The 24,943-nt window shown below is 72.1% G+C and carries 27 protein-coding genes and 1 pseudogene; 20 read left to right on the forward strand and 8 right to left on the reverse strand.

Annotated features, from left to right (window positions below):
• The first annotated feature begins 89 nt into the window (after positions 1–89).
• Together AC060K_RS18270 and AC060K_RS18275 are read left to right on the forward strand one after the other, a co-directional pair.
• Positions 90–617 (forward strand): PTS sugar transporter subunit IIA, encoded by a 528-nt coding sequence (locus AC060K_RS18270; RefSeq protein WP_483766773.1) that lies wholly within the window; start codon positions 90–92, stop codon positions 615–617.
• Between the two features lie 81 nt (positions 618–698).
• Positions 699–1,091 (forward strand): hypothetical protein, encoded by a 393-nt coding sequence (locus AC060K_RS18275; RefSeq protein ID WP_483766774.1) that lies wholly within the window; start codon positions 699–701, stop codon positions 1,089–1,091.
• A 79-nt stretch (positions 1,092–1,170) separates the two neighbouring features.
• On the opposite strand, the gene AC060K_RS18280 is transcribed toward AC060K_RS18275, so the two are convergent.
• A complete protein-coding gene (locus AC060K_RS18280; protein ID WP_483766775.1) occupies positions 1,171–1,791 on the reverse strand; it encodes a TetR/AcrR family transcriptional regulator in 621 nt (206 codons plus the stop codon).
• Positions 1,792–1,889: 98 nt separating this feature from the next.
• On the opposite strand from AC060K_RS18280, the gene AC060K_RS18285 reads away from it, so the two are divergent.
• From AC060K_RS18285 to AC060K_RS18295, 3 genes are all read left to right on the forward strand, one after another.
• Entirely contained in the window at positions 1,890–2,426 is a 537-nt protein-coding gene (locus AC060K_RS18285) for a DinB family protein (RefSeq protein WP_483766776.1), read from the forward strand.
• A gap of 115 nt (positions 2,427–2,541) precedes the next feature.
• Positions 2,542–3,552: a hypothetical protein gene (locus AC060K_RS18290; protein ID WP_483766777.1), complete on the forward strand. Its 1,011-nt coding sequence runs from the start codon at positions 2,542–2,544 to the stop codon at positions 3,550–3,552.
• Positions 3,553–4,124: 572 nt separating this feature from the next.
• A complete protein-coding gene (locus tag AC060K_RS18295) occupies positions 4,125–5,162 on the forward strand; it encodes a pirin family protein (RefSeq protein ID WP_483766778.1) in 1,038 nt (345 codons plus the stop codon).
• A 63-nt stretch (positions 5,163–5,225) separates the two neighbouring features.
• On the opposite strand, the gene AC060K_RS18300 is transcribed toward AC060K_RS18295, so the two are convergent.
• Positions 5,226–6,230 (reverse strand): LacI family DNA-binding transcriptional regulator, encoded by a 1,005-nt coding sequence (locus AC060K_RS18300; protein ID WP_483766779.1) that lies wholly within the window; start codon positions 6,228–6,230, stop codon positions 5,226–5,228.
• A gap of 166 nt (positions 6,231–6,396) precedes the next feature.
• On the opposite strand from AC060K_RS18300, the gene AC060K_RS18305 reads away from it, so the two are divergent.
• The 4 genes from AC060K_RS18305 to AC060K_RS18320 all read left to right on the forward strand — a co-directional run bounded on the left by AC060K_RS18305 (position 6,397) and on the right by AC060K_RS18320 (position 11,962).
• Positions 6,397–8,106, forward strand: a complete 1,710-nt coding sequence (locus tag AC060K_RS18305; protein ID WP_483766780.1) for an HAD family hydrolase — start codon at positions 6,397–6,399, stop codon at positions 8,104–8,106.
• A gap of 66 nt (positions 8,107–8,172) precedes the next feature.
• Positions 8,173–9,162 (forward strand): DUF8171 family membrane protein, encoded by a 990-nt coding sequence (locus AC060K_RS18310; RefSeq protein ID WP_483766781.1) that lies wholly within the window; start codon positions 8,173–8,175, stop codon positions 9,160–9,162.
• Positions 9,162–11,096 carry an ABC transporter ATP-binding protein gene (locus tag AC060K_RS18315; RefSeq protein ID WP_483766782.1) on the forward strand — a complete coding sequence of 645 codons (1,935 nt, stop codon included), beginning with the start codon at positions 9,162–9,164 and terminating at the stop codon, positions 11,094–11,096. The genes AC060K_RS18310 and AC060K_RS18315 overlap by 1 nt, the downstream gene beginning before the upstream one ends.
• Positions 11,093–11,962, forward strand: coding sequence for an energy-coupling factor transporter transmembrane component T family protein (locus tag AC060K_RS18320; protein ID WP_483766783.1), 870 nt, complete (start codon positions 11,093–11,095; stop codon positions 11,960–11,962). Before AC060K_RS18315 ends, AC060K_RS18320 begins: the two co-directional genes overlap by 4 nt.
• Before the next feature lie 97 nt (positions 11,963–12,059).
• On the opposite strand, the gene AC060K_RS18325 is transcribed toward AC060K_RS18320, so the two are convergent.
• A complete protein-coding gene (locus tag AC060K_RS18325) occupies positions 12,060–12,887 on the reverse strand; it encodes an NUDIX hydrolase (RefSeq protein ID WP_483766784.1) in 828 nt (275 codons plus the stop codon).
• Positions 12,888–12,978: 91 nt separating this feature from the next.
• Between AC060K_RS18325 and AC060K_RS18330 the strand changes: the two genes are divergently transcribed.
• Positions 12,979–14,052: an SPFH domain-containing protein gene (locus AC060K_RS18330; protein WP_483766785.1), complete on the forward strand. Its 1,074-nt coding sequence runs from the start codon at positions 12,979–12,981 to the stop codon at positions 14,050–14,052.
• A gap of 1 nt (position 14,053) precedes the next feature.
• Positions 14,054–14,992, forward strand: coding sequence for a hypothetical protein (locus AC060K_RS18335; RefSeq protein WP_483766786.1), 939 nt, complete (start codon positions 14,054–14,056; stop codon positions 14,990–14,992).
• A 38-nt stretch (positions 14,993–15,030) separates the two neighbouring features.
• Here the strand turns inward: AC060K_RS18335 and AC060K_RS18340 are convergent, their stop codons facing one another.
• On the reverse strand, positions 15,031–15,765 hold the full coding sequence (locus AC060K_RS18340) for a GntR family transcriptional regulator (RefSeq protein WP_483766787.1): 735 nt from the start codon (positions 15,763–15,765) through the stop codon (positions 15,031–15,033).
• 116 nt (positions 15,766–15,881) lie between these two features.
• On the opposite strand from AC060K_RS18340, the gene AC060K_RS18345 reads away from it, so the two are divergent.
• From AC060K_RS18345 to AC060K_RS18355, 3 genes are all read left to right on the forward strand, one after another.
• Positions 15,882–16,193, forward strand: coding sequence for a hypothetical protein (locus tag AC060K_RS18345; RefSeq protein ID WP_483766788.1), 312 nt, complete (start codon positions 15,882–15,884; stop codon positions 16,191–16,193).
• 133 nt (positions 16,194–16,326) lie between these two features.
• Positions 16,327–16,923 (forward strand): VOC family protein, encoded by a 597-nt coding sequence (locus AC060K_RS18350; protein WP_483766789.1) that lies wholly within the window; start codon positions 16,327–16,329, stop codon positions 16,921–16,923.
• Positions 16,871–17,179 carry a VOC family protein gene (locus tag AC060K_RS18355; protein ID WP_483766790.1) on the forward strand — a complete coding sequence of 103 codons (309 nt, stop codon included), beginning with the start codon at positions 16,871–16,873 and terminating at the stop codon, positions 17,177–17,179. Before AC060K_RS18350 ends, AC060K_RS18355 begins: the two co-directional genes overlap by 53 nt.
• A gap of 97 nt (positions 17,180–17,276) precedes the next feature.
• On the opposite strand, the gene AC060K_RS18360 is transcribed toward AC060K_RS18355, so the two are convergent.
• Positions 17,277–17,408 carry a hypothetical protein gene (locus AC060K_RS18360; protein WP_483766799.1) on the reverse strand — a complete coding sequence of 44 codons (132 nt, stop codon included), beginning with the start codon at positions 17,406–17,408 and terminating at the stop codon, positions 17,277–17,279.
• A gap of 19 nt (positions 17,409–17,427) precedes the next feature.
• A pseudogene (locus AC060K_RS18365) lies at positions 17,428–17,568 on the reverse strand (DUF6584 family protein); the annotation flags it as partial.
• Between the two features lie 709 nt (positions 17,569–18,277).
• On the opposite strand from AC060K_RS18365, the gene AC060K_RS18370 reads away from it, so the two are divergent.
• On the forward strand, positions 18,278–19,372 hold the full coding sequence (locus AC060K_RS18370) for a DUF262 domain-containing protein (RefSeq protein ID WP_483766791.1): 1,095 nt from the start codon (positions 18,278–18,280) through the stop codon (positions 19,370–19,372).
• On the forward strand, positions 19,372–20,031 hold the full coding sequence (locus tag AC060K_RS18375) for an MAE_28990/MAE_18760 family HEPN-like nuclease (protein WP_483766792.1): 660 nt from the start codon (positions 19,372–19,374) through the stop codon (positions 20,029–20,031). The genes AC060K_RS18370 and AC060K_RS18375 overlap by 1 nt, the downstream gene beginning before the upstream one ends.
• 111 nt (positions 20,032–20,142) lie before the next feature.
• Here AC060K_RS18375 and AC060K_RS18380 read toward each other — a convergent pair whose 3' ends face one another.
• Together AC060K_RS18380 and AC060K_RS18385 are read right to left on the reverse strand one after the other, a co-directional pair.
• A complete protein-coding gene (locus AC060K_RS18380; RefSeq protein WP_483766793.1) occupies positions 20,143–20,772 on the reverse strand; it encodes a bifunctional 4-hydroxy-2-oxoglutarate aldolase/2-dehydro-3-deoxy-phosphogluconate aldolase in 630 nt (209 codons plus the stop codon).
• Entirely contained in the window at positions 20,769–21,686 is a 918-nt protein-coding gene (locus AC060K_RS18385; RefSeq protein ID WP_483766794.1) for a GntR family transcriptional regulator, read from the reverse strand. The genes AC060K_RS18380 and AC060K_RS18385 overlap by 4 nt, the downstream gene beginning before the upstream one ends.
• A gap of 188 nt (positions 21,687–21,874) precedes the next feature.
• Between AC060K_RS18385 and AC060K_RS18390 the strand changes: the two genes are divergently transcribed.
• The 4 genes from AC060K_RS18390 to AC060K_RS18405 all read left to right on the forward strand — a co-directional run.
• The gene (locus AC060K_RS18390; protein ID WP_483766795.1) at positions 21,875–22,144 is read left to right on the forward strand and encodes a DUF6284 family protein; all 270 of its coding nucleotides are present in this window, start codon (positions 21,875–21,877) and stop codon (positions 22,142–22,144) included.
• Between the two features lie 14 nt (positions 22,145–22,158).
• A complete protein-coding gene (locus tag AC060K_RS18395) occupies positions 22,159–22,365 on the forward strand; it encodes a hypothetical protein (RefSeq protein WP_125775348.1) in 207 nt (68 codons plus the stop codon).
• Positions 22,365–22,757, forward strand: coding sequence for a hypothetical protein (locus tag AC060K_RS18400; protein ID WP_483766796.1), 393 nt, complete (start codon positions 22,365–22,367; stop codon positions 22,755–22,757). The genes AC060K_RS18395 and AC060K_RS18400 overlap by 1 nt, the downstream gene beginning before the upstream one ends.
• Positions 22,757–24,943, forward strand: a 2,187-nt coding sequence (locus tag AC060K_RS18405; RefSeq protein ID WP_483766797.1) for a hypothetical protein, incomplete at its 3' end; no start/stop codon positions are given. The genes AC060K_RS18400 and AC060K_RS18405, both read left to right, overlap by 1 nt.

The following is a 24,943-nucleotide window of genomic DNA, read 5'->3' on the forward strand; positions in this document are numbered from 1 at the left end:
ACGGCCGGTCACGGGCCCGCGAGGGGTCGAGGCGGTGCAGTCGCGGACTGATCCGGGCCGCAGCGCCCCAGGTCTGGGACGATGACCCCATGGCTGAGGCGCTGACCGTCCTCTCTCCCGTCGCGGGACGCGTCGTCGCGATGCGCGACGTGCCCGATCCTGTCTTCGCCGAGAGTCTCGTGGGGCCCGGTCTCGCCGTGGACCCCGACCGGGCGCTGGGGCTGGACGTGGTCGCCCCGTGCGACGGCGTCGTGGTCAAGCTGCACGCCCACGCGTTCGTCGTGGCCGCCGACGCGGGGGCCACGCCGGGAGCGGGGGCGGCGGCGGCCGGGTCCGGGGCTGCGGCGGCGGCCACCGCAGGCCGGGGCGTCCTGGTCCACCTCGGCATCGACACGGTCCAGCTCCGCGGTGCGGGCTTCACCCTCCACGTCGCCGAGGGCGACCGGGTCCGGGCCGGGCAGGTCCTGGTGACGTGGTCGCCGGCCGCGGTGTCCGACGGCGGCCGCTCGCCCCTGGTCCCGGTCGTCGCCCTGGACCTGGGGCCGGCGGGCCTCACGGAGCTGACCCGGCCGGGGGCTGTCGTGGCCGCCGGCGACCCGCTGTTCCGCCTGCCGTGAGCGGGGGGCGCCGCGGACTGCGGCGCGCCCGGCCCGGCGGTGACCCGCCATCGTTTGCCCTGGCGCGAGGATCGGATCACGATGAGCGGTATGCCCCATCATGGCGCCGGACACGGCGACCCCAGCCCGAACGGCTCCGGGGACGGTCCCGGCGACGAGACAGCAGACCTTGGTGACGACCCGCCGAGTCCCGGCGGCGCGTGGACGATGTCCGCGATCGTGCTCGGCACGGTGCTCCTGGTGGTGACGGCGTGGCTCGTGTCGCGGCCCGTGGCCGTGGGGTTCGGCTGGTTCGCCTACGCGCCGCTGTCCGACACGACGCTCAGCACCCCCGCGGTCCCGGCGCCCTGGGCGCACTATCGCTGGGCCGTGCTGACCGGCGTGGCGGGGGCGCTGTCCGTGGGGCTCGGGATGGGCTTCCGGCTGGCACGCCCGGCGACGACCCGTCCTGCCCCGGCCCGCCCGTCCGCGTGATCGGCAGTTCGGTGCGTGTTCGGCAGTTCGAACCGCCGAACACGCACCGAACTGCCGATCACGCGCGGCGGCCCGGGGGTCAGGCCGGGACGAGCACCGGGACGGCGTCGGACCGGGCGCCGACGGCGCGCAGGACGAACGCCTCCGCGGCACGGATGGCCCGCTCGCGGGCGACCGGCTCGTCGGGGATGAGGCGCCCGGACAGGCAGGCGTTGACGAGGTGGACGGTCGGCTCGATGTCCTGCGGAGGGAACACCCCGGACTCGATCCCCGACATGAGGATGCGGCGCAGGATCGTCTCCACGATCTCGGCGTGCTCCCGCAGCCGCTGCTGCGTGGCCCGCGACAGCACGGACCGCAGGTCGGGACCGGGGGCGAGGTGGAACACCCGCGCGAGCTGCGCCTGCTGCCGGATGTAGGTGCGGAGCTGCTCCACCGGGTCCTGGACCCCGTCGAGGGAGCGCTCCAGCGTGTGCGCGTACTGCTCGGTCTCGTGCGTGATGAAGCCGAGGAGCAGCGCTTCCTTGTCGTGGAAGTGGTTGTACACGGCGGTGCGGCCCACGCCCGCGGCGGCGGCGATGTCGGCGAGCGTGATGGTGTCGAACCCGCGCTCGGTCATGAGGGTGGAGAGCGCGTTGAACAGCTTGTGCCGGGTCATCTGGCGGTGTTCGTGAAGGCTCTTGCCGATGATCTTGGGCATGCTGACATCATATGGCTCGTCCGTCAGGAACGAGGCCCGGTGGACCGTGAGATGGGACGCTCTCGCCCGCATGGCGGGCACGCTCCTACGCTCGGAGCATGACACAGCCCGACGGGATCGTGCCCGACGACAAGGACTGGACCTGGGTGCTGGAGCGGCCCTGCCCGGAGTGCGGGTTCGACCCTGCGGCCGTCGACGCCTCGGGTCTGGGCGACGCGGTGCGCGCGACGCTCCCGCGCTGGACCGAGGCGCTCGCGCGGCCGGACGCCGCCGTCCGGCCCGCACCGGGCACCTGGTCGGTGCTCGAGTACGGGGCGCACGTGCGGGACGTGTTCCGGGTGTTCGACGTCCGTCTCGCGTCGATGGTCGAGACGGACGACCCCCAGTTCGCCAACTGGGACCAGGACGCCACGGCCCTCGAGGACGACTACGCCCACCAGGACCCGGCTGTCGTCGCGGGTGAGCTCGTGACGGCCGGCGAGGCGATCGCCGCGCGGTTCGACGCGGTGGCTGCGGCGGGCGACCAGTGGGAGCGCCCGGGACGACGCTCGAACGGCTCCGTCTTCACCGTGCGGACCCTCGGCATCTACTTCCTGCACGACCTGCTGCATCACCTTTGTGATGTGAAGGCTTAGATTTCGCTCTCGGGGCTTTCATCGGGATATTTAGGCCGTTCGCGATACACGGACGTTTCATCCCTGTAACGCGCCGGCATTCTCTGGGTTTCTCGGCGGGCGTAGGGTGCCGCGCATGACGTTTCTGGCCGGTGCGATTCCCGCGGAGCACGCGTCCGGGCACATCCTGGTCCTGCCGGCGGCCGACGACGGCCGTCCTGCCTCCGTGAGCGAGCTCGCCTCCGCGTGGTTCTCCGACGTGGCGTGGCTCCGTGAGCCGTCCCGCGCAGCCACCGGACGACCGATCGCCGGTTCCCGGTTCCGCGGCATCCAGCAGGCGAGCGCGATCACGCCCGGCGTGCTCCGCGTGGGTGACGAGCACGTCGCCACGGGCCCGTACGAGCTGACGGCGGCGCACCTGCAGGAGCTCCGGCTGGGCGCCGTGAAGGGCGAGGCCTACTCGCTCGCCCGGGGCGACGGGCTGCGCGACGTGCGCGGTCCGGCGCCCGCGTCGCACGACGACCGGGACGGTATCGCCCGGACCTTCCCCCACGCCCTGCCGCAGGGCGAGGAGCTCCGCCTGATCCAGTGGGCCGTGGCGGCGGCCCGGAAGTCGGGCGGCGCGGTGCTGGCCGACGGCCGGTCCCTCCTGGCGCCCGACCCCGCCGGGTCCGTGAACCTTGGCCTCTACAGCCCGCACGCGCTCACACCCGGGGACGTGCTGCCCATGCTGCGCGCCCTGATCGCCACGGCCGACGTGGCGGCGGACCAGCCGACGGCCGACGGGTCGCCGCGGTTCACGCTGGTGGGCAGCAGCTCGTACGACGGCTCGCTCGTGGTGGAGGTCGAGCGCGTGGACCGCGTCCCGCGCGCGCTCGGCGCCCTCGACTGGCGCATGTACGGGCCGTTCGCCTACCGGATGAGCTGGGTTCCCGCCGACCCGTACGAGCTGGAGCTCGAGCAGCCGTCCGGCCTGCACCTCATCGCCCGGGCGCGGATGCGGGCCTCCGTCGCGCGGCTGGCGGCGTCGTTGCAGAGCAGGATCGCCGGCGTCGTCGTGGACGAGGGCGGGTTCATCGCCACACCGGCCGAGGTGGAGGAGCGGAACGACCCCTCCGGCGCGGGTGGCGCGCGGGCCTGGGTGTAGCTCCGGGTGGTACCGCCCGGCTCGCCGGAACACGCCCGAGTCGGCGGATCGTGGAACGCGCCCTGCGTGTCGTCCACAGATTTGATCCACAGCCCTGTGGAACGAGCGGTGTCCTCCCCGGTGCCGCTGTGGACAACCGCGTTTGGTGGCAGAGGTGGACATTTTGCTACCTCTGACCGCTTGCCGGGGTGAAGACACGCGGATAGAAACATGGCTAACGGTCTGAAGGTGGTAGGCCGGTCGGAGCACCTGCAGCAGCCCTGACCAGCCCGCCACCCACGACAGTTCTGGTCAACCGGAGAACGACAGGACGTCCCGTACCGCGGTGCGGGCTGCGGGTGACGACGCAGGTGCCTGAACGGGGCCGGAAGACCACCCGCGTCCGACACGTCCGTGGAGAACAGGCCTGGCGATCCGGGCCTGACGGGCGTCCACCGGGGCCGTGACGTCGACACGGCACTCCTGATCCCCGGATTTCGACGACCAGGGGTACGCGGTTTGCCAGGGCCCCCCGGCCTGCCCCGGGGGGCCCTGGCCCGTCTCGGAGGCCGCGACCTCTTACGCTCAGAACCATGAGCAACCTGGAGACGCGGCCGGCCGAGCAGATCTGCACAGCGGGCGAGCTCCGCGAGGGCGTGGAGCTCCTCACCCCTCGGGACGTCCCGCTGGGCGGCCCCCGTGCGATGTCCGTCCGCCGCACCATCCCGCAGCGGGCGCGCTCGCTGGTCGGGGCGTGGTGCTTCAGCGACCACTACGGGCCCGACGACGTGTCGTCGTCGGCGGGGATGCAGGTGCCACCGCACCCGCACACGGGGCTCCAGACGGTGAGCTGGCTCTTCGAGGGCGAGATCCTGCACCGTGACTCGGTGGGCTCGCTGCAGACGGTCCGGCCCGGCGAGCTCAACCTCATGACCGCCGGGCGGGGGATCTCCCACTCCGAGGAGTCGCCCGCGGAGGGGCGCCCGCCGCTGCTCCACGGCGTCCAGCTGTGGACGGCCCTGCCGGGGTCGGCGCTCGACGTCGACCCCTTCTTCGAGCACCACGGCGACCTTCCCGTCGCGTCCGTCGACGGCGCCGAGGTGACCGTGTTCCTGGGTGCGCTGCGGCTCGCGGGGCACGAGCTCGTCTCTCCCGCCACCACGTTCACGCCGCTGGTGGGGGCGCAGGTCGAGCTGGCGCCGGGCGCCGAGCTCCACCTCGACGTGGACCCCGCGTTCGAGCACGCCCTCCTGGTCGACTCCGGGGACGTGACCTTCGAGGGCGAGCCGGTGCCCGTCGCCGGGCTCGGTTACGTCTCGCCGGGACGCTCCCGGCTGGTCGTGCGCGCGGGGGCGTCGGCCCCCGTCCGCGCAGTCCTGATCGGCGGCACGCCGTTCGAGGAGGACGTCATCATGTGGTGGAACTTCATGGGCCGCACCCACGAGGACGTGGCCCGTGCCCGGTCGGACTGGATGGCCCAGGTGGCCGACGCCGGCGGCGACGCCACCGCGTACACCCTCGGGGCGGCCGGCCGCCGGTTCGGCCAGGTGGAGGGCTACCCCAGCGGGCCCCTGCGCGCGCCCGCCCTGCCGGACGTGCGGCTCAAGCCGAGGACCCGCCCCCAGCCCTGACCCCTGCGCCGAGACAGTGCCTTCGTCGGACGAGGTCACTGTCTCGGCGGGAGGCGTGGCGACCTACGTGCTTCCCCGCACCACCAGGCTCGGCGCCAGCACCTCGTGGCGGTCGTCGGCGCGCCCGCCGATCCGCTCGGCGAGCAGCGCGACGGCCCGCTCGCCCATGAGCTCCCGGGGCTGGTGCACGCTCGTGAGGCGGGGCCGCGCGCGCAGGGCGAGGGCGGAGTCGTCGTAGCCCACCACGGCGAGGTCGCCGGGCACGGACAGTCCGTTGTCCCAGGCGTGGTCGAGCACGTCGAACGCCTCGACGTCGTTCCGGGCGAACACGGCGTCGTGGCCGTCGGCGAGGGCCGCGCCGATCCCGGCGGGGTCGGTCACGCGGGCGTGACGCTCCAGGCCGTGGGCGCGCATGGCCGCGTGGTAGCCGTCGCGGCGGGCGAGTCCCGCAGGCCGACGCGACGAGGACACGTGCAGGATCCGCTCCCGTCCCCGGGCCACGAGGTGGTCGACGACGAGCCGCGCGCCGAGCTCGTCGTCGTTGTTCACCGAGTCGATCCCCGAGACCGGTTCGAGGGTGCGGCCCACCATCACCACGGGGGCGCGCCGGGCGGCGGCCTGGAGCGTCGCCGCGTCGATCCACGAGGAGACCACCACGAGACCGTCGACGTGCAGGTCGAGCAGCGCCTCGACCCGCTCGGCGAGCCGGCCGCGCTCCCGTGACCCGTGGGCGAGGAGCACCGAGAGCCCGGCGGCCTCGGCGGCGTTCTCGACCGAGGTGACGATCTCCGTGTGGTACGGGTTGGAGAGGCTCGAGATGACCACGCCGACCAGCATCGTGCGCCGCTCGCGCAGCGCCCGGGCCAGGGCGTTCGACCGGTAGCCGAGCTCGTCCGCCGTCTGCAGGATCCGCTCCCGGGTGGCCGCGCCCACCCCGGGCGCGCCGCGCAGCGCGAGGGACACGAGCGACTTGGAGACCCCGGCGCGCGCGGCGACGTCGAGGATGGTCGGCCGGTGGGCGGCACGCGCCGGTCCCGGCCCGTCCGTCTCCTGCGCGCTCCGTGCCACGGGTCCCCCTCCATGCGTCCGACCCTCGGAAGTGTACGTTTCGCGACCCTGCGGAGCGCCCGGTCTGGAAGGTTCCACTGGAACGTTCCAGAAGTTCCGTGGCCGTTCACCTGCGGTCCATCTGCCCGACGCCGGGCCGCCCCGCCCCGTCCCTACGTTCACCACCGTGACCAGCAGCGCGCGCCTCTTCGCCCCCCTGTCCTCCGCGACCGGCCTCGACGTCGTGCCCGACGCGCTGCTGCTCGACTTCGGCGGCGTCGTCTTCCAGACGCGCAAGCGCCCGGAGGCCTGGGTCGAGGTGGCCGTCCACATCTCCGAGGTGCTGGCCCGCGCGGGCCACCGGATCTCGGCCGACGACCTGGAGCCGCTGCTCCGCGGCGGCAACAAGGCGCTCAAGGACTGGAAGAACGCGTCCAGCCGCCGGCTGGAGCCGCGCGAGCTCACGCACCGCGAGATCTGGCGCGACTTCTACGGCTCGCCCCTGCCCGCAGCGGCCCGGGAGGTCCTGGTCGGCAGCGCGGGCGCGCTCCAGGCATACCTGACGGCGACCGTGGCCGAGCACGTGGTGCGCCCCGGCGTGCGCGAGCTCCTCGCGCTCGCGGCGGAGCGGGACGTCCGGCTCGGCATCGTGTCCAACGCGCACGCCGGTCGCGCGCACCGCGACCTGCTGGCGGCCCACGGTCTGGCCGACGCGTTCGGCGTGCAGGTCTACTCCGACGAGGTGGGCATCCGGAAGCCCCACCCGGGCATGATCGAGCTGGCCGCGACGGCCCTCGGCACCACGGCCGCCCGCTCCTGGTACGTGGGCGACACGTTCGACCGCGACGTGGTCGCCGGCCGGCGCGCGGGCGTGGGCGCCGTCGTGCTGACCCGCCACCACCACACCGACTCCCCGCCCTTCCCCGTGGCCGAGACCGCCGACGCGGTCTTCGACACGCCCGAGGGGCTGGTCGAGGTGCTGGCGGCGGCAGGACGCCGGCCGGCCGGCCCAGGCCCGGCCACGGGAGAGGTGCCGGTCGTCGCGGAGGTGCGCTCAGCCGTCGGGCGCCCGTCCGCGCTGCTCCTCGATCATGGTGGCGTCATGGCCGTGTCCGTGCCCGACGTCGGCGCTCGTCTCGCGTTCGCCGCCCACCTCGCGGAGCGGCTGGGCCGGGCGGGGTACGCGGTGAGCCCGGAGCAGGCGGGCGACGTGGTCGCTGCGGCCCGGCGCCGGCACAAGGCGTGGAAGGCGGCGCGCGAGGCGGACGTCTCGGTGGTCGCCGATCCCGGGACGCCCGCGCCCGCGGTCGTCGAGATCGATGCGACGTCCTTCTGGACCGGTCTCGCGGCCCCCGGCCTCCTGGCCCTGCTGCCGTCCGAGCAGCACGCGGGGGCGACCGCCTGGCTGCGGGCCGAGGCCCACGCGCTCATGGTCGGGTACGCCCGGTCCAAGTCGTTGCCGACGGTCCGGCCCGGCCTCCGCGAGGTGCTGGAGACGGCGCGGTCGCAGGGCGTGCCGGTCGCCGTCGTGTCCAACACGGTGAACGGCCGTGCCGTGCGCGAGGAGCTCGACGAGGCGGGCCTCACCCACCTGGTCGGCGTGCACGTCTACTCCGACGAGCTCGGCCACCGCAAGCCCGACCCCGCCATGCCGGCCACCGCCTTGCACGCCCTCGGCGCTGACCCCGCCCGCGCCTGGTTCGTGGGGGACAAGCCCCGGCGGGACGTCGCAGCCGCCCGCGCGGCGGGCATCGGCACCGTCGTGCTGGTGCGCGGCGGGTCGTCGAGCGACGCCGAGATCGACCAGGCCCCCGAGCACCTCCGGCCCGACCACGTGATCGCCCACCTCGGCGAGCTCGTCGGCCTCGCGCTCGGCCACCCGACGCACCACGCCTGACGCACCACGCCCGGTCCGGGTGGCAGCCCCGCCGCCCGGAGGACACCCCCAGAGGAAGGCACCCTGATGTCCACCCTGTCCCGCACGGACGCGCTCCGCGCCCGGTTCCACGACCCCGACGGGATCTCCGGCTCGCAGAAGCTGATGATCCTCGTCCTGTCCATGACCCTGTACGGCGTGGCCGACATCGTCGCCGACCTGGTCCCCAAGTGGGAGGTGGGCGGCCTCCAGATCGAGGTCGCGTACTTCGCGTTCATCCCCGTGGCGCTGGCCGCGCTGCTCACGCCGTTCTGGGTGGCGCTCGGCTGCGCCATCGGCGAGGCGATGATCGCGGACATGCTGCTCGGCAGCTTCGGCGGCTTCGGCGAGATCGAGGGCTTCCTGCAGATCTTCGTCGGCACGTACGTGGCCGGCTGCCTGGTGCGCGACCCGCGCAACCGCGGCCAGCTCTTCCGGGCCGGGCTCGCGCTCGTGGCCATCGACAAGGTGACCTCCGGCGTGATCGACGTCGTCAAGGTCGCCGTCGGCATCGACCCCGACGCGCAGGAGGAGGCCGCCGAGGCGTTCGGCCTGAGCGACGCGCTGTCGACGGTGGTCGTCTCCGAGGGGCTGGAGCTCCTGCTCGCGATGGTCGTGACGGGCGTCGTCTTCGGCGGCCTGGTCGCCATGTGGCTGGCCCCGCGCCTGTACGGCAAGATCGAGCCGCTCATGGGCCTCCGCCCCCGCGACCCCGCCAACCCGCCGCGCCTCGTCGGGCCGTGGGGCCTCCCGTTCTGGCTCGTCGGCGCGCTGGGCCTCCTGGCCGCCGCCGCCGTGGGCCTCTTCTCCCAGTGGGAGGAGCACTTCGAGGTGGCGAACCCGGTGACCACGCTGGCCGGGTTCGAGGCCGAGGGCGCCGAGGAGTTCGCCGAGTCGCTCGCCTGGGTGGGTGGCCTGATCGGCCTCGTGGTGGGCCTGGGCGTCGTTGTGCTGGTCGCGGCCCTGCGTGCCCGCTCCGCCGCGCAGGCGGAGTCCGCGCGCGCCGAGGCGGCGGCCGACGCCGAGGACGAGGACTGATGTCGACGCCGCCGACCACCGGCCACGAGGCCGCCCACGCGTCCGAGACCGGGCCCGCGGCCGACGCCGGGTCCGTGCCCGACGCGGGGTCCGTGCCCGCGATCGAGGTGACCGGGCTGACGTTCCGGTACCCCGGCGCGACGTCGGACACCCTCCGCGGCGTGGACCTGCGCATCGAGGCGGGCGACTTCGTGGCGGTGGTCGGCGGCAACGGCTCCGGCAAGACGACCCTCTGCAAGACGTTCAACGGCCTGGTGCCGCACTTCTGGAACGGTGACCTCACCGGGCGCGTCCGGGTCCACGGCCGCTCGACGCGCAAGCGGAGCGTCGCCGACCTCTCCGGCGAGGTGGGCTACGTGTTCCAGGACTTCGGCAACCAGCTCGTGCGCCCCACCGTGCGCGACGACGTCACCTTCGCCCCGCTCAACCTCGGCCTCGGCGACTGGGCGGAGCGGGCCGACGAGGCGCTCGCCGCCCTCGGGATCGAGGCGCTCGCGGACGCCTACACCTGGCAGCTGTCGGGTGGGCAGCAGCACCTCACCGCGCTCGCCGGGGCCCTGGCCCTGCGGCCACGGGTGCTCGTGGTCGACGAGCCGGCCGCCGAGGTGGACCCGGCGCGCGCGGCGGCGATCTACGAGCGGCTCACCCAGCTCAACCGGGAGGGCGTCACGGTGGTGGTGATCGAGCACCACGCGGAGATGGTCGCCCGGTACGCGCGGTCGGTGGTGCTCATGGCCGACGGCCGTGTCCGCTGGCACCTCCCCGTGCAGGAGGCGCTCGCCCGCACGGCCGACCTGGAGGAGGCCGACATCCCCGTACCACAGGTCGTCGCGCTCGCCCGCGCGCTCGACCCGGACGTCGCCGCCGGGCGGGCGCCCGTTCCCCTCACCGCGGAGGCGTGCACGGAGCTGCTCGCGCGCCGGTTCGGGGCGGGGCTCGGTGCGCGGGAGAGCCAGGCCGCCCGGGGGAGCCAGGCCGAGGCTGAGCCGCGCGCCGCCGTCGGCCCGACGACGCAGGTGGTCGCCCGGGCGCACCACGTCACCGCCGGGTACCTCAGCGTGGCCGGGCCCCGGAGCACCGTGCTCGACGGCCTGTCCCTGACGCTTCGCGACGGCGAGCGGGTCGCGCTCGTAGGGTCCAACGGCGCGGGCAAGTCCACGCTCCTGGCGCTCCTTGCGGGGCTCACCCTGCCGCAGTCCGGGACCGTCGAGGTGGACGGCCGCGACACCCGCTCGGTCTCCGCCGCGGAGCTCGCCGGCACCGTCTGCTACCTGGTGCAGCGGCCCGAGGAGATGTTCCTCCAGGACTCGGTGCGTGCCGACGTCGCCATGTTCCCCCGGGGTCGCGGGCTGCCCGACACGGACGCGCTCGTCGAGCGGGTCCTCGGCCGGATGCAGCTCACCGAGGTGGCCGACCGCGACGGGCGGCTCCTGTCGGGCGGGCAGCAGCGCCGGGCCACGCTGGCGATCGCCCTCGCGATGCGGCCGCGCCTCCTGCTGCTCGACGAGCCGACCTCGAGCCTCGACCTCCGCTCCCGGGACGACGTGATCGGGCTGCTCGCCGACCTGGCCGAGCACATCCGCTGCACCGTCGTGGCCACGCACGACATGCACCTCGTGGCCGAGTGGGCCACGCGCGTGGTCGTGCTCGAGCAGGGGCGGGTGCTGGCCGACACCGACCCCGCCACCCTGTTCGCCTCGCCCGAGGTGCTGCGCCGTGCGCGACTCGTCCCACCCCAGGTGGCGCAGGTCGGGGCGGGGCTGGGGCTGGACCCCGTGCCGCTGTCGGTCGGGGAACTGGTGGGGCGCGCACCTCGCGTCGGCGGGCTGGTGGGGCGCGCACCTCAGGTCGGCACTTCGTCGTCGGATCGGCACTTCGAAGTGCCGATCCGACGACAAAGTGCCGAAGCGATGTGCGCGGAGGAGGGGCGATGAGCGGCCCGGTGCCTGCGGCTGGGCCTGCCGCTCCGGGGAAGGCCCGCTCCGGGCTCGACCGTGCGTCGGTCGAGTGGGTCAAGCTCGAGCTCATGCGGGTGGCCTACGCCACCCGTGGCGGCTTCCTCTCCCGGCGCGACCCCCGCGCCGTCATCGCCTGGTACGCCGTGGGAGCCCTCGCCCCCTGGTTCACCTACGACCTGACAGTGCTCACGGTCCTGTTCGGGCTCGCGGTGGTCGCGGCTCTCGCCGCCCGGATCGGCCCGCTGCTCCTCGGGCTGTTCGTGCTCGGCCTGCTGGGGGAGCTTGCCTACCTGCTGGTCCTTGTGCTCGTGCTGGGGCACGACTGGTCGACCGTGCTCGACCTCGTCATGCCCACCCTCAAGCTCGGCACCGTGTCGCTCGTCAGCATGGCGGCGTTCGTGTCCCTCGACCCGGAGAAGATCTCCGACGCACTCCTCGCGCTGCGGGCTCCGGCGATGATCGGGTTCGCGGTGTCGTACGGGTACCGCATGATCCCCGTGCTGATCGACGAGTACCAGACCGTCGTGGACGGCCACCGCCTGCGCGGCGCCCCGCCCGGTCGCCCGGGGTTGCTGGGGTGGCGGGCCGTCCGGCGCGTCTGCTGGATCGCCGTCCAGTCGTTCTACCCGCTGATCCTCAACACCGCCAAGCGCACCCGCACCACGGTCGAGGCGCTGGAGACGCGCGGCTTCACCGCGGCGACGGCGGCAGGTTCCGGCGGCCTCGCCCGGAGCCTCCGGCTCGCCCGGCTGCGCTTCACGGTGGCCGACGGCGTCCTGCTGGCCGGGACCGTCGCCGCCGTGGCGGGAGCGTTCGCGGCGGGGGCGGCGCTGGCACGGTAGCCCTCGCCGAGCGGGTCGGTGGTGCCGAGCCAGTGCGCTGGTCGGACGGAGTCGCTGTCTCGGCGGGCTGGAGGGGGCTCCAGGGATGGAGCCGGCCTCAGCGCGAGCCTGGGCCTGGGCGCAGCAGTGGCGGGTGCAGCACCGCCGCCGTCGGGTCCACGCCAGGCACCAGCCGGTAGAGCTCGGCCGGCCGGCCGGGACCGTCGGCGCGCAGCCGGCCGGTGGGCTCGAGGAATCCCGGCGTACCGGTCGCCTTGCGGTGGAAGTTCCGCGCGTCGAGCCGAGTGCCCCACACGGCCTCGTAGACGGCGCGCAGCTCGCCCACCGTGAACTCGTCCCCGCAGAACGCCGTCGCGAGCGGCGAGTACTCGAGCTTGGCGCGGGCGCGCTCGACGCCGTCGGCGAGGATCCGGCCGTGGTCGAAGGCGAGAGTCCCAAGGGGCGAGGCGTCCGCCCTGCCCAGCTTGCCACCGCCCTCGCCCGCGCCCTCGCCCCGAGGATCGGGCACCGGGAACCACGCTGCCTCCGCGGCGTCTCCACCCGGCGCGGGCAGGCCGAACGCGGGCGCCAGCAGCAGGTACGCGACGGACAGGACCGGTCCGCGGGGGTCGCGGCCTTGCGGTCCGTAGGTCCGGAGCTGCTCCAGGTGCCAGTGGTGCCCCGGCCGTGGTCCCGGCCCCGGCCCCGGCTCCGGGCCGGGCGTGGGGCCCGACGGCGCTGCCAGCCCCGTCTCCTCCGCGAGCTCACGCGCAGCGGCCTGCTCCAGCGTCTCGTCGGGCAGCACGAAGCCGCCAGGGAGCGCGCGGGAACCCCGGAACGGCTCGAGCAGCCGGTCGACGAGGAGCACCTGCAGCACGCCGTCCCGCACGGTGAGTGCGACGACGTCGACGGTGACGGGGAGCGCGGCGGCCGACGAGGGGATCATGAGCCGATCGTACGTTCTCGTCATCTTGACGGAAACTCGTCCGCGTAGATATCGTCATCCTGACGACAACGTGAGACGAAAGGAGATCGTGATGGCCACGATCAAGCGATACCCCCTGGTGCAGCGGTTCCTGGGCTCGGCGAGCGAGTACGTGGTGCACCTCGACCGGGGCCGGGTGCGCCACCAGGGCGTGGGTCAGGCGTTCTGGTTCCGGCCCGACCGGTCCGTGCTGAGCGAGGTCCCCGCGACCGACCAGGAGCTGCCGGTCCTGTTCCACGCGGTGACCCGCGACCAGCAGGACGTGACGGTCCAGGCCAACGTCACCTACCGCTTCGCGGACCCGGTGCTCGCGTCGCAGCGCCTCGACTTCGGCATCTTCCCGCTCCGGCGGGGTGGTGGCGGCGACGCGGCCGGCGGGCGGCAGCAGGTGGGCGCGATCGTGGGCCAGCTCGCGCAGAGCGTCACCGTCGATCTCGTGGCGACGCTGACGCTGAACGAGGCGCTCGAGACCGGCGTCGGCCGGGTGCGGCAGGCGCTCGGCGGCTCCCTCGCCGAGGACGCGCGCCTCTCCGCCACGGGTATCGAGGTGCTCGGCGTGCGGGTCCTGGCGCTCCGCCCGGAGGCCGACGTCGAGAAGGCCCTCCGCACCCCCGTGCGCGAGCGGCTGCAGGCCGAGGCCGACCGGTCGATGTACGAGCGTCGCGCGCTCGCCGTCGAGCGGGAGCGCACCATCTCCGAGAACGAGCTCGCCAGCCAGATCGAGCTGGCCACCCGGCGCGAGCAGCTCGTCGCCCAGGAGGGCGCCAACAAGCGGCGCGAGGCCGAGGAGGCGGCGGCCGCAGCGCTCGTCGCCGCGCGTGCCACCGCCGAGCGTCGAGAGATCGACTCCACGGCCCGTGCGGCCGAGCTGGAGCGCCTCGGCACGGCCGAGGCGGCCAAGGAGGCAGCGCTCATGCAGGTCTACGCGGCCGTCGGCAAGGACGTGCTGCTCGCGCTCGCGCTGCGCGACGCGGCGACGAGCCTCCCCGCCGTCGGCTCGGTGACCATCACCCCCGACCTGCTCAGCGGGCTCGTGGGCACGTTCACGGGCCGGGGTGCTGGCGACGGGGCCGGCTCGAACGGGGCCGGGCGGGGCGCCGTCGAGCGCGGCGACGAGGCGCGCTGACATGGCGCTGCGGCGGCGGGCGGTGCTGGTGCACCGCCGCACGGAGCTCGACGAGCTCCTCGACCGGCACGCCACCCGCGGCCAGGCGGAGTTCTTCCTCCGCACCCGCGGGCGCACCCTCGCCGACGTCCAGACCCGGCACGACGCCGTCGCAGCGGCGCGGCGCGACGTCGTCGACGCGGTGCCCACCGACTGGGCGCTCGCGGAGGTGGAGCGGGCCGACCTCGACAGGTTCCTGTTCGCGCCGGAGGACGTGGTGGTCGTCGTCGGGCAGGACGGGCTGGTCGCCAACGTGGCCAAGTACCTGGACGCGCAGCTCGTCGTCGGGGTGGACCCCGAGCCCGGCGCCAACGCCGGGGTGCTCGTACGGCACGACGTCGCCGGGGCTCGCCGCGTGCTCGGGGCGCTCGCCCGGGTGGCTGCGGAGGGCGCGGGCGCGGGCCGGTCGTCGGGCGGCCCGGCGCGGGCCGACGTCGCATGCGACGAGCTCACCATGGTGCGCGCGCGGCTCGACGACGGGCAGGAGCTCCACGCCCTCAACGAGGTGTTCGTGGGGCACGGGAGCCACCAGTCGGCCCGCTACGTGCTGGCCGCCGGCGGGCGGTCGGAGCGGCAGTCGTCGTCGGGCCTCATCGTGGGGACCGGGACCGGCGCGACCGGCTGGTGCGCGTCGATCGCTCACGACCGCGGCGGTCGGCGGTTGCCGGCTCCCGCCGACCGCGCGCTCGCGTGGTTCGTCCGCGAGGCGTGGCCGTCGCCCGTCACCGGCGCGACCCTCATCGAGGGTGTCCTCGCGGCGGGTCAGGAGGCGCTGGTCACGGTGCAGTCGGACCGGCTCGTCGTCTTCGGTGACGGCGTCGAGGCGGACCGGCTCGAGGTGGGATGGGGGCAGGAGGTCCGGATCGGCGTGGCCGACCGGACGCTGCGCCTGGCGGCCTGAGCGGGCACGGGGCGCCGTCGGCCCGCCGCCTGCGGACGTCAGACCTCGAAGTCGTACCGGACCACGAACTCGCCGGCGTCGAGGACGATCTCCGCGACCTCGACGGCGGTGCCCGCAGCGTCGTACGCCGTGCGGGTCACCGCGAGGACGGGGGTTCCCGGCTCGATCCGGAGCTCGCGGACCTCCTCGATGGTGGGCATGCGGCCCACCACGTCCTCGCGGAACCGGACCGGCGCGTGGCCGGCGTCGGCCAGGCGGGCGTGGGTGCCGCCCGGCCCCGACTCCGGGTCCACGATGGGCGTGCCGGCTGCGATCGTGACGGGTACGGACGACGTGGCGAGCAGCACCGGCTTGCGGTCGCGCACGTGGCGGAACTCCCGGACCGCCACCTTCTCGCCGTCTGCGAGGCCGAGCAGCTCGCGCACCTCGGGCGTCGGGTCCGCCTCTGCCGTCACGTAGCGCACCTCGGCGCGGAGCGCGGCAGGGTCTACCGGGACGTCGTCGGGCGCGGACTGCGCGGTGCTGTCGCGGACCATGGGCTCGAAGGCCCGGACGAAGACGCCCGACCCGTGCCGCGTGACCGTCAGCCCCTCGTCCTTGAGCATGGACAGGCCGTGTCGCGCGGTCATCCTGGCGACCCCGTAGCTGGCCATGAGCGCGGCCTCGCTGGGGAGCCGGTCGCCGGGCTGGTACGTCCCCGAACGAATGGCTGCACGCAGGTCGGTGGCGATACTGGCGGCGGTAACTCGGCCCTCTCTAGACACGCCTCCCACCTAACTAGGGACTGTGGCATATACGCAACTTTTGAGGGCTCCGAGTTGCGCGCTCTAGGGGACGGGCGCACCCTGTCTATGCGCCTAGAGGAAGGTCCTCGGCGAGAGGGGGGAGCATGAGGACGACCACGCTCGCGGACTCGGCGGAGGCGGCGTCGACGCTGCTGGCGGAGCTCGGGGACGACCGCGTCAAGTGTGTGGAGGTGTACCGCGACCGGTTGATGGTTCACCCGCTCCGGCTGCCCGACGGGGCGGCGCTCGCGGAGGCGCTGAGCCTGCCGCACTACCTGGACGTCCCGGGCACCACCCCGGGCTACTCCATGTGGCGGGGGCCATGGAACGGGTGGGACGTGCACGTGTACGGCGAGCTGCGCACGCCGGCGGGTGCGGTGGCGGCGGGCCGCGGGGTGCGGAGCTGGCCGGTCTGAGGTTGCCCGCGTGATCGGCAGTTCGTCGGATGATCGGCAACTCGGGCTGCCGATCATCCGACGGACTGCCGATCGCAGGGGGTTCTCGCCGGGAGCCTGGGCGGGTGTCAGTGGTCCGGGGCAGCATCGGGGTATGACTACTCCCCGGACGTACCCACACGGCGTGCCGAGCTGGATCGACCTGGAGGTGCACGACGTCGACGCGGCGCTCGCCTTCTACGGCGACCTGTTCGGCTGGCGGTTCGCCGAGAAGCTGCCGCCTGGAGCGCCGGGCCGGTACGTCGTCGCCTCCCAGGACGGGACGGATGCGACGGCGATCGCCGCGATCGCCATGCCCGACCCGGGCTTTGACGGCGAGGTGGCGTGGCACACCTACCTGGCTGTGGACGACGTCGACGCCGCGGTCGCGCGGGTCGCGGAGCTCGGCGGGGTCGTGAGCTCGGAGCCCGAGGACGTGGGACCGCCCGGACGGCCGGCGGGTCGCATGGCGCGCATCGTCGACGCGCAGGGCGCCCCGAGCCGGTTGTGGCAGGCGGGGACGCGGCTCGGTGCGCAGGCCGTCAACGCGCCGGGAACCTGGAACTTCAGCAACCTGCTCACCCCGGACGTGGACGCCGCGCTGACGTTCTACGGCCCGCTGCTCGGCTGGGTGCGGACCGACGACCTGGGGGCGGGGCATGGTCCGGGTGCCGGGGTACGGCGACCACCTGGCACGGACGTCGGATCCTGACATCTACGAGCGGCAGAAGCTCGTGCCGCCTGGTTTCGCCGACGTCGTCGCGGGTGTCCTGCGGGCCGACGGACCGGCGCGCTGGTCGGTGGCGTTCGCGGTGGCCGACCGCGACCGATCCGTGGCGGCGGCGGAGCGCGGGGGTGCGACGGTGCTGGCGACGGAAGACGGGGAGTGGACCAAGGAGGCGACGGTGCGCGACCCGTTCGGTGCGGAGCTGGTGCTGGCGCAGTTCGACCCGCCGGAGCCGGTGTGATCGGTGGCCCGACGAGAACAACCTTGTGCAGGCAACGAGCCGCGGTTGCCTGCACAAGGTTGTTCTCGCCGACCACGCACGGATGACCGCGGTCGGCTCAGCGGCCCGTGTCCTCAGCCCAGTACAGGACGTCGCGCCAGTCCTGCTGGGCGGACGCGACGTAGTGCCGCAGCTGCTGGAGGTCGCCGTCGCGTGATCCGGACCGGGTCCTGGCGGCAGGCGCGCTCAAAGGCGGCCACCTCGTCGGGGTCGCGCCCCTCGCTGAGATAGGACCAGCGGCCGGCCTCGACGCGATTGCCCTCGAGGCGGTAGAGGCCGGCCAATCGCTCACGCGCGTCGAGACGGTGCGGCAGGCTCACGAGGAGACTCTGGAGACGGGTACGCGCCATCGTGACGTCGCCGTTGCGGAGGTCGTTCTCGACCCGCGCCAGAGTTCGCTCCACAGTCACGGCCGCAACGGTAGCGGCCGCTATGCGCCTGCGACGTTCATCGAAGCAGCGTGATCGGCAGTTCGGTGCGTGTTCGGCAGTTCGAACTGCCGAACACGCACCGAACTGCCGATCACACGGGCGACATGGGCGCGCGAGCAGGATGCGCGGGACAGACGACGAACGCCCCAGGTCTTTGACCTGGGGCGTTCGTGCTGGAGCGGGTGACGGGAATCGAACCCGCGCTATCAGCTTGGGAATAGGCCCAGACTGCCAGGCGACCGCATGCCGCCGCAGATCGGAGTGGCCAGGAGTGGCCAGTAGAGGACCCGTTGAGCCGGGGCTAATGGCCCGCCAATGGCCCGGTGCAGGTGTAGCCACCACGGGGACCAGGCCGGAGCCTGCTCGACGGTCATGGGGCCAGCCGCGGTGAGAGCCAGCGGTCTCAGCTGCCGGCCCCGGCCGGACTTCTTGCTCCACGCATGCAACGAAGCGTCAGTGGTGGCTGCGGCGTATCCAGAATCACCCCCGAGTCGGTGGTACCAGCCACGGCCGCAGTAGGCGCCATAAGAGCCCCCAGTCGAGCTTCGACTCCGCTGGCTCAAACGGGGCGCCCCGCTACCATGGGCGCACCGAGGGCCACTATGAAGTCAGGATCAGTGAGGGCACCATGACAGATCTCGAATCGGAGCTTGAAGCAGCGAGACGGACCATCTCCACGGATAGCTATCCGATGAGCGTGGGTGAGCTCACGAACATGTACACGGACGGCGATCTGATCATCAAGCCCCCTTTCCAGCGGCTCTTCCGCTGGGACGACGATCAAAAATCCCGTCTTATTGAGAGCATCCTCATCGGGATCCCGCTTCCCTCGATCTTTGTGGCTCAGGACGAGGATGGACGGTGGGAGTTGGTCGACGGACTCCAGCGGATCAGCACTCTCCTCCAGCTCCAGGGCCTCCTCGACCAGACGGCATTTCCCGCGCTGGAGCTCACCGGCACGAAGTACCTACCTTCACTGGGTGGGCTCTTTTGGGAGCATGAGGACGACGCCAAAGCTTTGACGCCTGCGCAGCGTCGAGACATCAAGCGAGCCAAGATCGATCTCAAGATCGTGCAGAGAGAGTCTGACCCCCAGACCAAGTTTGACCTTTTCCAGCGCCTCAATTCCTTCGGGTCCACCCTCTCCAGCCAGGAGATCAGAAACGCTCAACTTGTCGGTGTCAACTCCGAGTTTGTCGTGTGGCTGACCAGTCTCGCCGCACATGAATCATTCGGAACGCTCATCCGCTTGCCGGAAAATGATCTCAAGCGGAAGTACGACGAGGAGCTGGTGCTTCGATTCCTCTATCTCCACGAGAAGTCGGACGATGAGATCCGTGGAATTCGGAACTTCCAGGACGGCCTCGAAGACTTCTCTGTGAATCTTGCAATCAACTTCGACGACAACTACAAGGCATCGGCAGAGCCGATCTTCCACGAGACCTTCGATCGCTTGATGGCAGCCGATGAGAAGATCCTCGGTCGATGGGATGGTTCGAAGCAGGATTTCAAGGGCGGGTTCTTGAACTCTTCCTTTGAGGCTCTGGCTATCAGCCTTGGCTACCTCCTCCGGGAGAAGATTGATACTCGCACAGATCTGCGAGATTGTGCGATTGAGTTTTGGAACCTGCCAGAGATGACAGCGCGCTTTGCCACGGGAAAGTCCACTGAGGCGCGCTTGAGCATGATGGTTCCTGCCGGGCGCAAGATCATCAGTGCCTGATGGCGAAGCTCCGCACCATCGAGGCTCTCGATCAGGCCATCGATGCTGAGATTGTTTGGCGAAAGCAGGAGCTGACAACCGCACTCAAGCTGGTCCAGCAGTCTTCTGGTCCTATGCAAAGGGCAAACCTACGATCCGGTGTGCTCATCCTCTACGCACACTGGGAGGGGTGGGTAAAAGCAGTGGCGAAGCTCTACATCCGGTATGTGAACACGAAGGCGCTCCCGTATGACCTGCTCAGCGAGGCATTTCTCGGCAACGCGCTCAAGACCAAAATGATGGCGATTGACGCAGCGACTGCGCCGCTCAAGCACAATGAGTTCGCCGCCTTCATCCGCAGTGAGTTGGGCAAGGGCGCTACCCTGTCCGAGAGCCTCATCAGAACCGAGAGCAATCTGTCATCCAGCGTCTTCTTCGACATTCTGGACAGGCTCGGGCTCGACCGCCGGTCCCAGTTCTCCCTCCGCGCCAACATGATTGATGCGGAGCTTGTAGGGAGGCGCAACTCGATCGCCCATGGAGAGTACCTGGACCTGACTCCCGAAGCCTTCAAGACGCTGAGATCGGACGTCATGGAGCTCCTAGAGCTCTTCACGGATGATGTCCGCAACGCCGCATCGACCGGAAAGCACCTGGCTACACCCTCGCCGCAGGTCTAGCCGGGCGCGACTGGCACACCAAGAGGTGAAGTCCCCCGGGGGTACACAACTACCCGGGTTCTGACCCTGTGCTTCACCAACACCAGTTCAGAACTTCACGCCCGCCCGTGCTCATGCGCAGCGGCCTACGGCTTCCAGCCAGCGGCGCGATGAGGAGCGCGCATTGCTGAGGTCGCCGGTCCTGAGGCTGTCGCCCACGAGAGGTGAGCCGATGCCGAGCGCGACGGCCCCGGCGTCGAGCCATGCCCGTGCGGCTTCGAGGGTGATGCCACCCATGGGGATCAGGCCGGCGTCGGGCAGGGGGGCGCGGAGCTGTCGGACGTACTCAGGACTGTGTGAGTTCGCCGGGAAGAGCTTCACGAGCTGGGCGCCGCTCTGGGCTGCCGCGTCGACCTCGGTGGGAGTGAACGCGCCGGGGATCAGGAGTACCCCGCGCTTCTGCGCGTAGTCGAGGACTGGTAGCGATAGTCCGGGCGCGACGAGGAACGCTGCGCCGGCATCGATCGCTCGCCGTGCGTCGTTCACGGTCCGCACGGTGCCGGCGCCCACGTGTGCGTGCTCGCCGAGCTGCTTGGTGGTGTCCGTGATCGCCGTCAGGCTCTCGGCGCTCGTCAGCGGGACCTCGAGGACGCGGATGCCCTCAGACGCCAGCACCTCGGCAACCGCGACGATGTGCGCGGTTGCCGAGGTGCGGAGGATCGCGATCAGCCGTGACTCGCGGATCGCGTGCGCCGGAGTCATGCCGGCTTCGCCTCGGCGTTGATCGCTGCGAGCATCCGGGCCGCCTGGTTCTTCAGTGGTTCGCTGGATTCCGAGTTCTCGATGATGACGTGGTCGGCTACCGGCCGGTAGTCGAGGTCGACGCCGGCGAGGTAGTCGGCCCACCCTGCGAGCTTGGCCGAGTCTCGTGCAGCGCCTCGGCGCTTCAGGTAGGTGAGCATCGTGCTGGTGTCGCACCGGACCCACACGAGGGTGAGCCCGACGCCGGCTTCCTGCAGCCGGGTGCGGACGCGGTCGATCCATGCGGCGTCCTGGAACTCGCGGATGAACGGAGCCGACCCGATCGTTCCGAGGCCGACCTCGGCGTTCTCCTGGATCGTGCTGAGCAGGGCCTCGTATTCGAGCGGCCGGACCTGGTCCAGATAGGTCTGAGACTCGCGGTCGAAGGCCGGCTGCCCGAGCTCTTCGAGAAGCCGCTCCACGGCCGGCCGCGTGATCGTGTCCTTGTCGATAATCGCGGACTCCGTGAGCCGCGACAGGACACGGCTGAACTCGGACTTCCCGCTACCGGCGTAGCCACCGATCAGGTACGTGTGCGGCTTGCGGGGCGTGCTGCTCACCGTCTGAACGGTGAGACCGCTGCGGACGATGCGCCGCGACCGAGAGACGTTCTCGACGAGACCTTCCGCCGCCAGCTGCTCCATGGCCTTGTTGACGGTCCAAGCACTGACGCCCATCTGAGCGGCGAGCGCGCGAGTCGACGGAAGCGCCTCACCGTCGCGGAGCCGGCCGGCCTCGATGTCGTTTCTCAGGATGCGCTCGACGCGGTCGAACTTGTTTCCGCCGATGTCCTCGGCGTTGTACTGCGACATGTGACCTACCTCACATCGTGGGCGTACAACTGGCTGGTTTCGGCCTAACAACTGGTCTGTCAACGATCATCCCGCCCCTGAGCAGGTCCGCCAAATCCTGTCCATTAGCGCCGAACAGTTGACATGTTCACCACGCACGTTGCAAGGTCTCCTTACATCTGAACTGTGGGCCCGGTCATAGACCTGGCTCACAGCCATCCGAGGAGAAGGAGTTGGTGTCATGTCGATCCACCCGATGCGCCGGCGGGGGGGTGCTTGTCGCGGTTGGTGCCGGCGAGGACCTGCCCGGTGGCGAGAAGGGCCCGTCGGCTGGCGAGCTCGCGGCGATCGAGGGCGAGTGGCCCGTGATCGCCGCTGAGCTCGCCGTGGTCGAGGCGGAGTGCCGCCTTGCCGAGTCGCCCGACGAGCTCGCCGTGGCCGCTCACCGCCACGCGGTGCGTGCCCTGTCCGTCGTGGTGCGTACGTCCTCTGCGGCCCGCCGGGTCGCTCCGCTGTCCGTCCGCCTGTCTCGCATCGCCTGAGAAGGAGTTCCGTCATGGTCACCATGTCCCTGTTCTTCGTCCTGCTGGTCGCCGTCGTCGTCGGTGTCTGGCTCAAGAAGCTCGACAACATGTCCCTGGTCCTGGGGATCCTGTTCGGCCTGTCCCTGGCCTCGACGACGTTCGGCGCCCCGGTCCTGGACGCGTTCCAGCAGCTCCTCAACGGCCTCGTGTCTGGCGTCGCGTCGGTGGCGGGTGCCTGATGGGCTCGCCGATCTTCGACCACGCGGCCCGGCAGTGGGTCGAGATGCGCCAGGAGTTCGACCTGGTCGTGCAGGCCGCCTACGAGGCCGCCGAGACCGCGACCCGCACGGTCCTGCTGAACCGGCGCGGCCTGGCCGCCGGCATCGACCCCTTCACCCTCATCACCGGCCCTTACGCCCGGGTCGAGGCGTACGCCCCGCACGAGCTGGTCGAGCACTTCGAGCGTGTGGGCCGCCCGTCCCTGGAGCGGTTCGAGCGCGAGTGGCTGGCTGCGCGTACCGAGTGGGACGCCGCCTCGATCGACGTGCCGGCCGCCTGGCTCGCCGAGTGGGAGACCAAGGCCGGCACGACGACCACGACCGACGACGAGAGCACGGGGAGGGCTGCCTGATGTCGATGCCGAATGATGACGAGCTGCGGGAGATGGTCTACGGCACCGAGGACGAGCCTGGCCGCGAGGTCGAGGCCCGGTCGTCGGGTGTGGTGGACCTGTCCGAGGCGCGTCGTGCTCGCGGGCTGGACCAGGCTTCGGCTCTGGTCCAGCCCGCCGGAGACGGTGCCCTCGACGGTGAGGTCATCGACCCCGCCCCGGTGGTCGAGGAGGCGCCCGTGCGGGCGCCTCGGGTGATCGAGGTCCGCGACCCCGGCGCCCCGCGCCAGGTCATCCCCGCCTGGCTCCGCTCCCGCCACGAGCTGGTGACCACGTGCGGGCACTACGCTGCACGGTTCGGGCACACGCTCGCCTTCCACACGGTCCGACTGCCCCTGTACGGGCTGCGCCTGGCCGCCCGTTCCCCGATCGGTGCGGGCCGCCTGGTCGCCGTCGCCTGGCGCTGGGTCGCGGACTCCGACAGCGTCGAGGTCCGCCGGTCCCTGCTCGCCACGGCTTCGACCCCGGATGTGTACCTGCGGCTGGTCAAGGACCGCCGCGCCCTGGTCCGCCGCCGCGGCGCCGTCGTCGTCGGCGCGGCCGGCGCTGCCGGCCTCGCCGGGACCGCCGTGCTGTCGTCTGCGCCCGAGCTCGTGCAGGCCGGCGCCGTCGTGCTCCTGGTCGGCGCCCTCGGTGTCCTGGGCCGCAAGGCGGACGCGCGGATCACCGACAACTCCGCCGTGTCCGCTCAGGTGCCCGTGCTGGACCAGGGCCTGATCCGTGAGGCGCTGTCCGTGCTCGGGGTCGGGTCGCTGTCGTCGGTGGGCAAGGACCCGAACGCCATCCGGTTCGTCACCCCGATCGTGCGCGACGGTGCCGGCTACCGGGCCGATATCGACCTGCCGCCGGGTGCGACCGCCACGCAGGTGATGGAGAAGCGGTCCCAGCTCGCGTCCGCCCTGCGCCGCCCGCTGGGGTGTGTGTGGGTGACCGGTGACCCGGACGTGCACGAGGGGCGTCTCATCCTGTACGTGGCCGACCGGTCCCTGTCGCAGTCCAAGCCCACCGCCTGGCCCCTGGCGACCAAGGGGACCGCGAACCTGTTCGACCCGATCCCGCTCGGCGTCGACCCGCGCGGCCGGCTGGTGGAGACGACGCTGATGTTCTCCGCGGGGATCATCGGCGCCATCCCCCGCATGGGCAAGACGTTCACCCTGCGGCTGCTGCTCCTGGCCGCCGCCCTCGACCCCCGCGCCGAGCTCCACATCCACGACCTCAAAGGCGGCGCGGACCTCGCACCCCTGGGCAAGGTCGCGCACTACTACCGGTCCGGGGACGACCCGGCCGACATCGCCGCCCTCCTGGCCGACCTCAAGGCCATGCAGAAGGAGGTAGGCCGCCGTGCCCGCCTGATCCGCACCGACCTCGCCGGAGACCCCCGCTGCGCCGAAGGGAAGGTCACTGACGAGCTCGCCTCGATCAAGTCCCTCGGCCTGCACCCGATCCTGGCCGCGTACGACGAGACCCAGGTGCTGTTCGAGCACCCCGACCACGGCAAGGAAGCCCGCGCCATCGTCGAGGACCTGGTCCGCCGGGGTCCGTTCGTCGGGATCATGGTCTGGCTCGCCACCCAGCGCCCCGACGACAAGTCCATCCCCAAGTCCGTGTCCTCCAACGCCGGCCTTCGCCTCGCGTTGAAGGTCATGGACGCCGGGGTCAACAACATGATCCTCGGACCCGGCATGTACGGGTCGGGGTACTCCGCCACAACGTTCTCCCGCAAGGACCGCGGCGTCGCCTACCTCGCCGGCGAGGGTGACGACCCCGTCATCGTCCGCACCGCCTACATCGACGGACCGACCGCCGAGACCATCGCCGACCGCGCCCGCGCCGTCCGGCAGGCCAAGGGCTACCTCACCGGCATGGCCGCCGGGGAAGACCCCGCCGACACCGACCAGTCCACGATCCTCGACCACCTGCTCGCCGTGTGGCCCGGGGACGAGGCCAAGGTCTGGTGCGACGACCTCGCCGACCGGCTCGCCGCGTCCAAGCCGGCCCTCTACGAGGGCTGGACCGGCCTGAACGTCACCGCCGCGCTCAAGCCCCACGGCATCCGCCCGTCCCAGCTCAACCGCCGCATCGACGGCAAGCAGACCAACAAGGCCGCCATCGTCCGCGCCCACGTCGTCGCCGAGCGCGGCGCCGAG

The organism is Antribacter sp. NEAU-D49 (assembly GCF_057158775.1).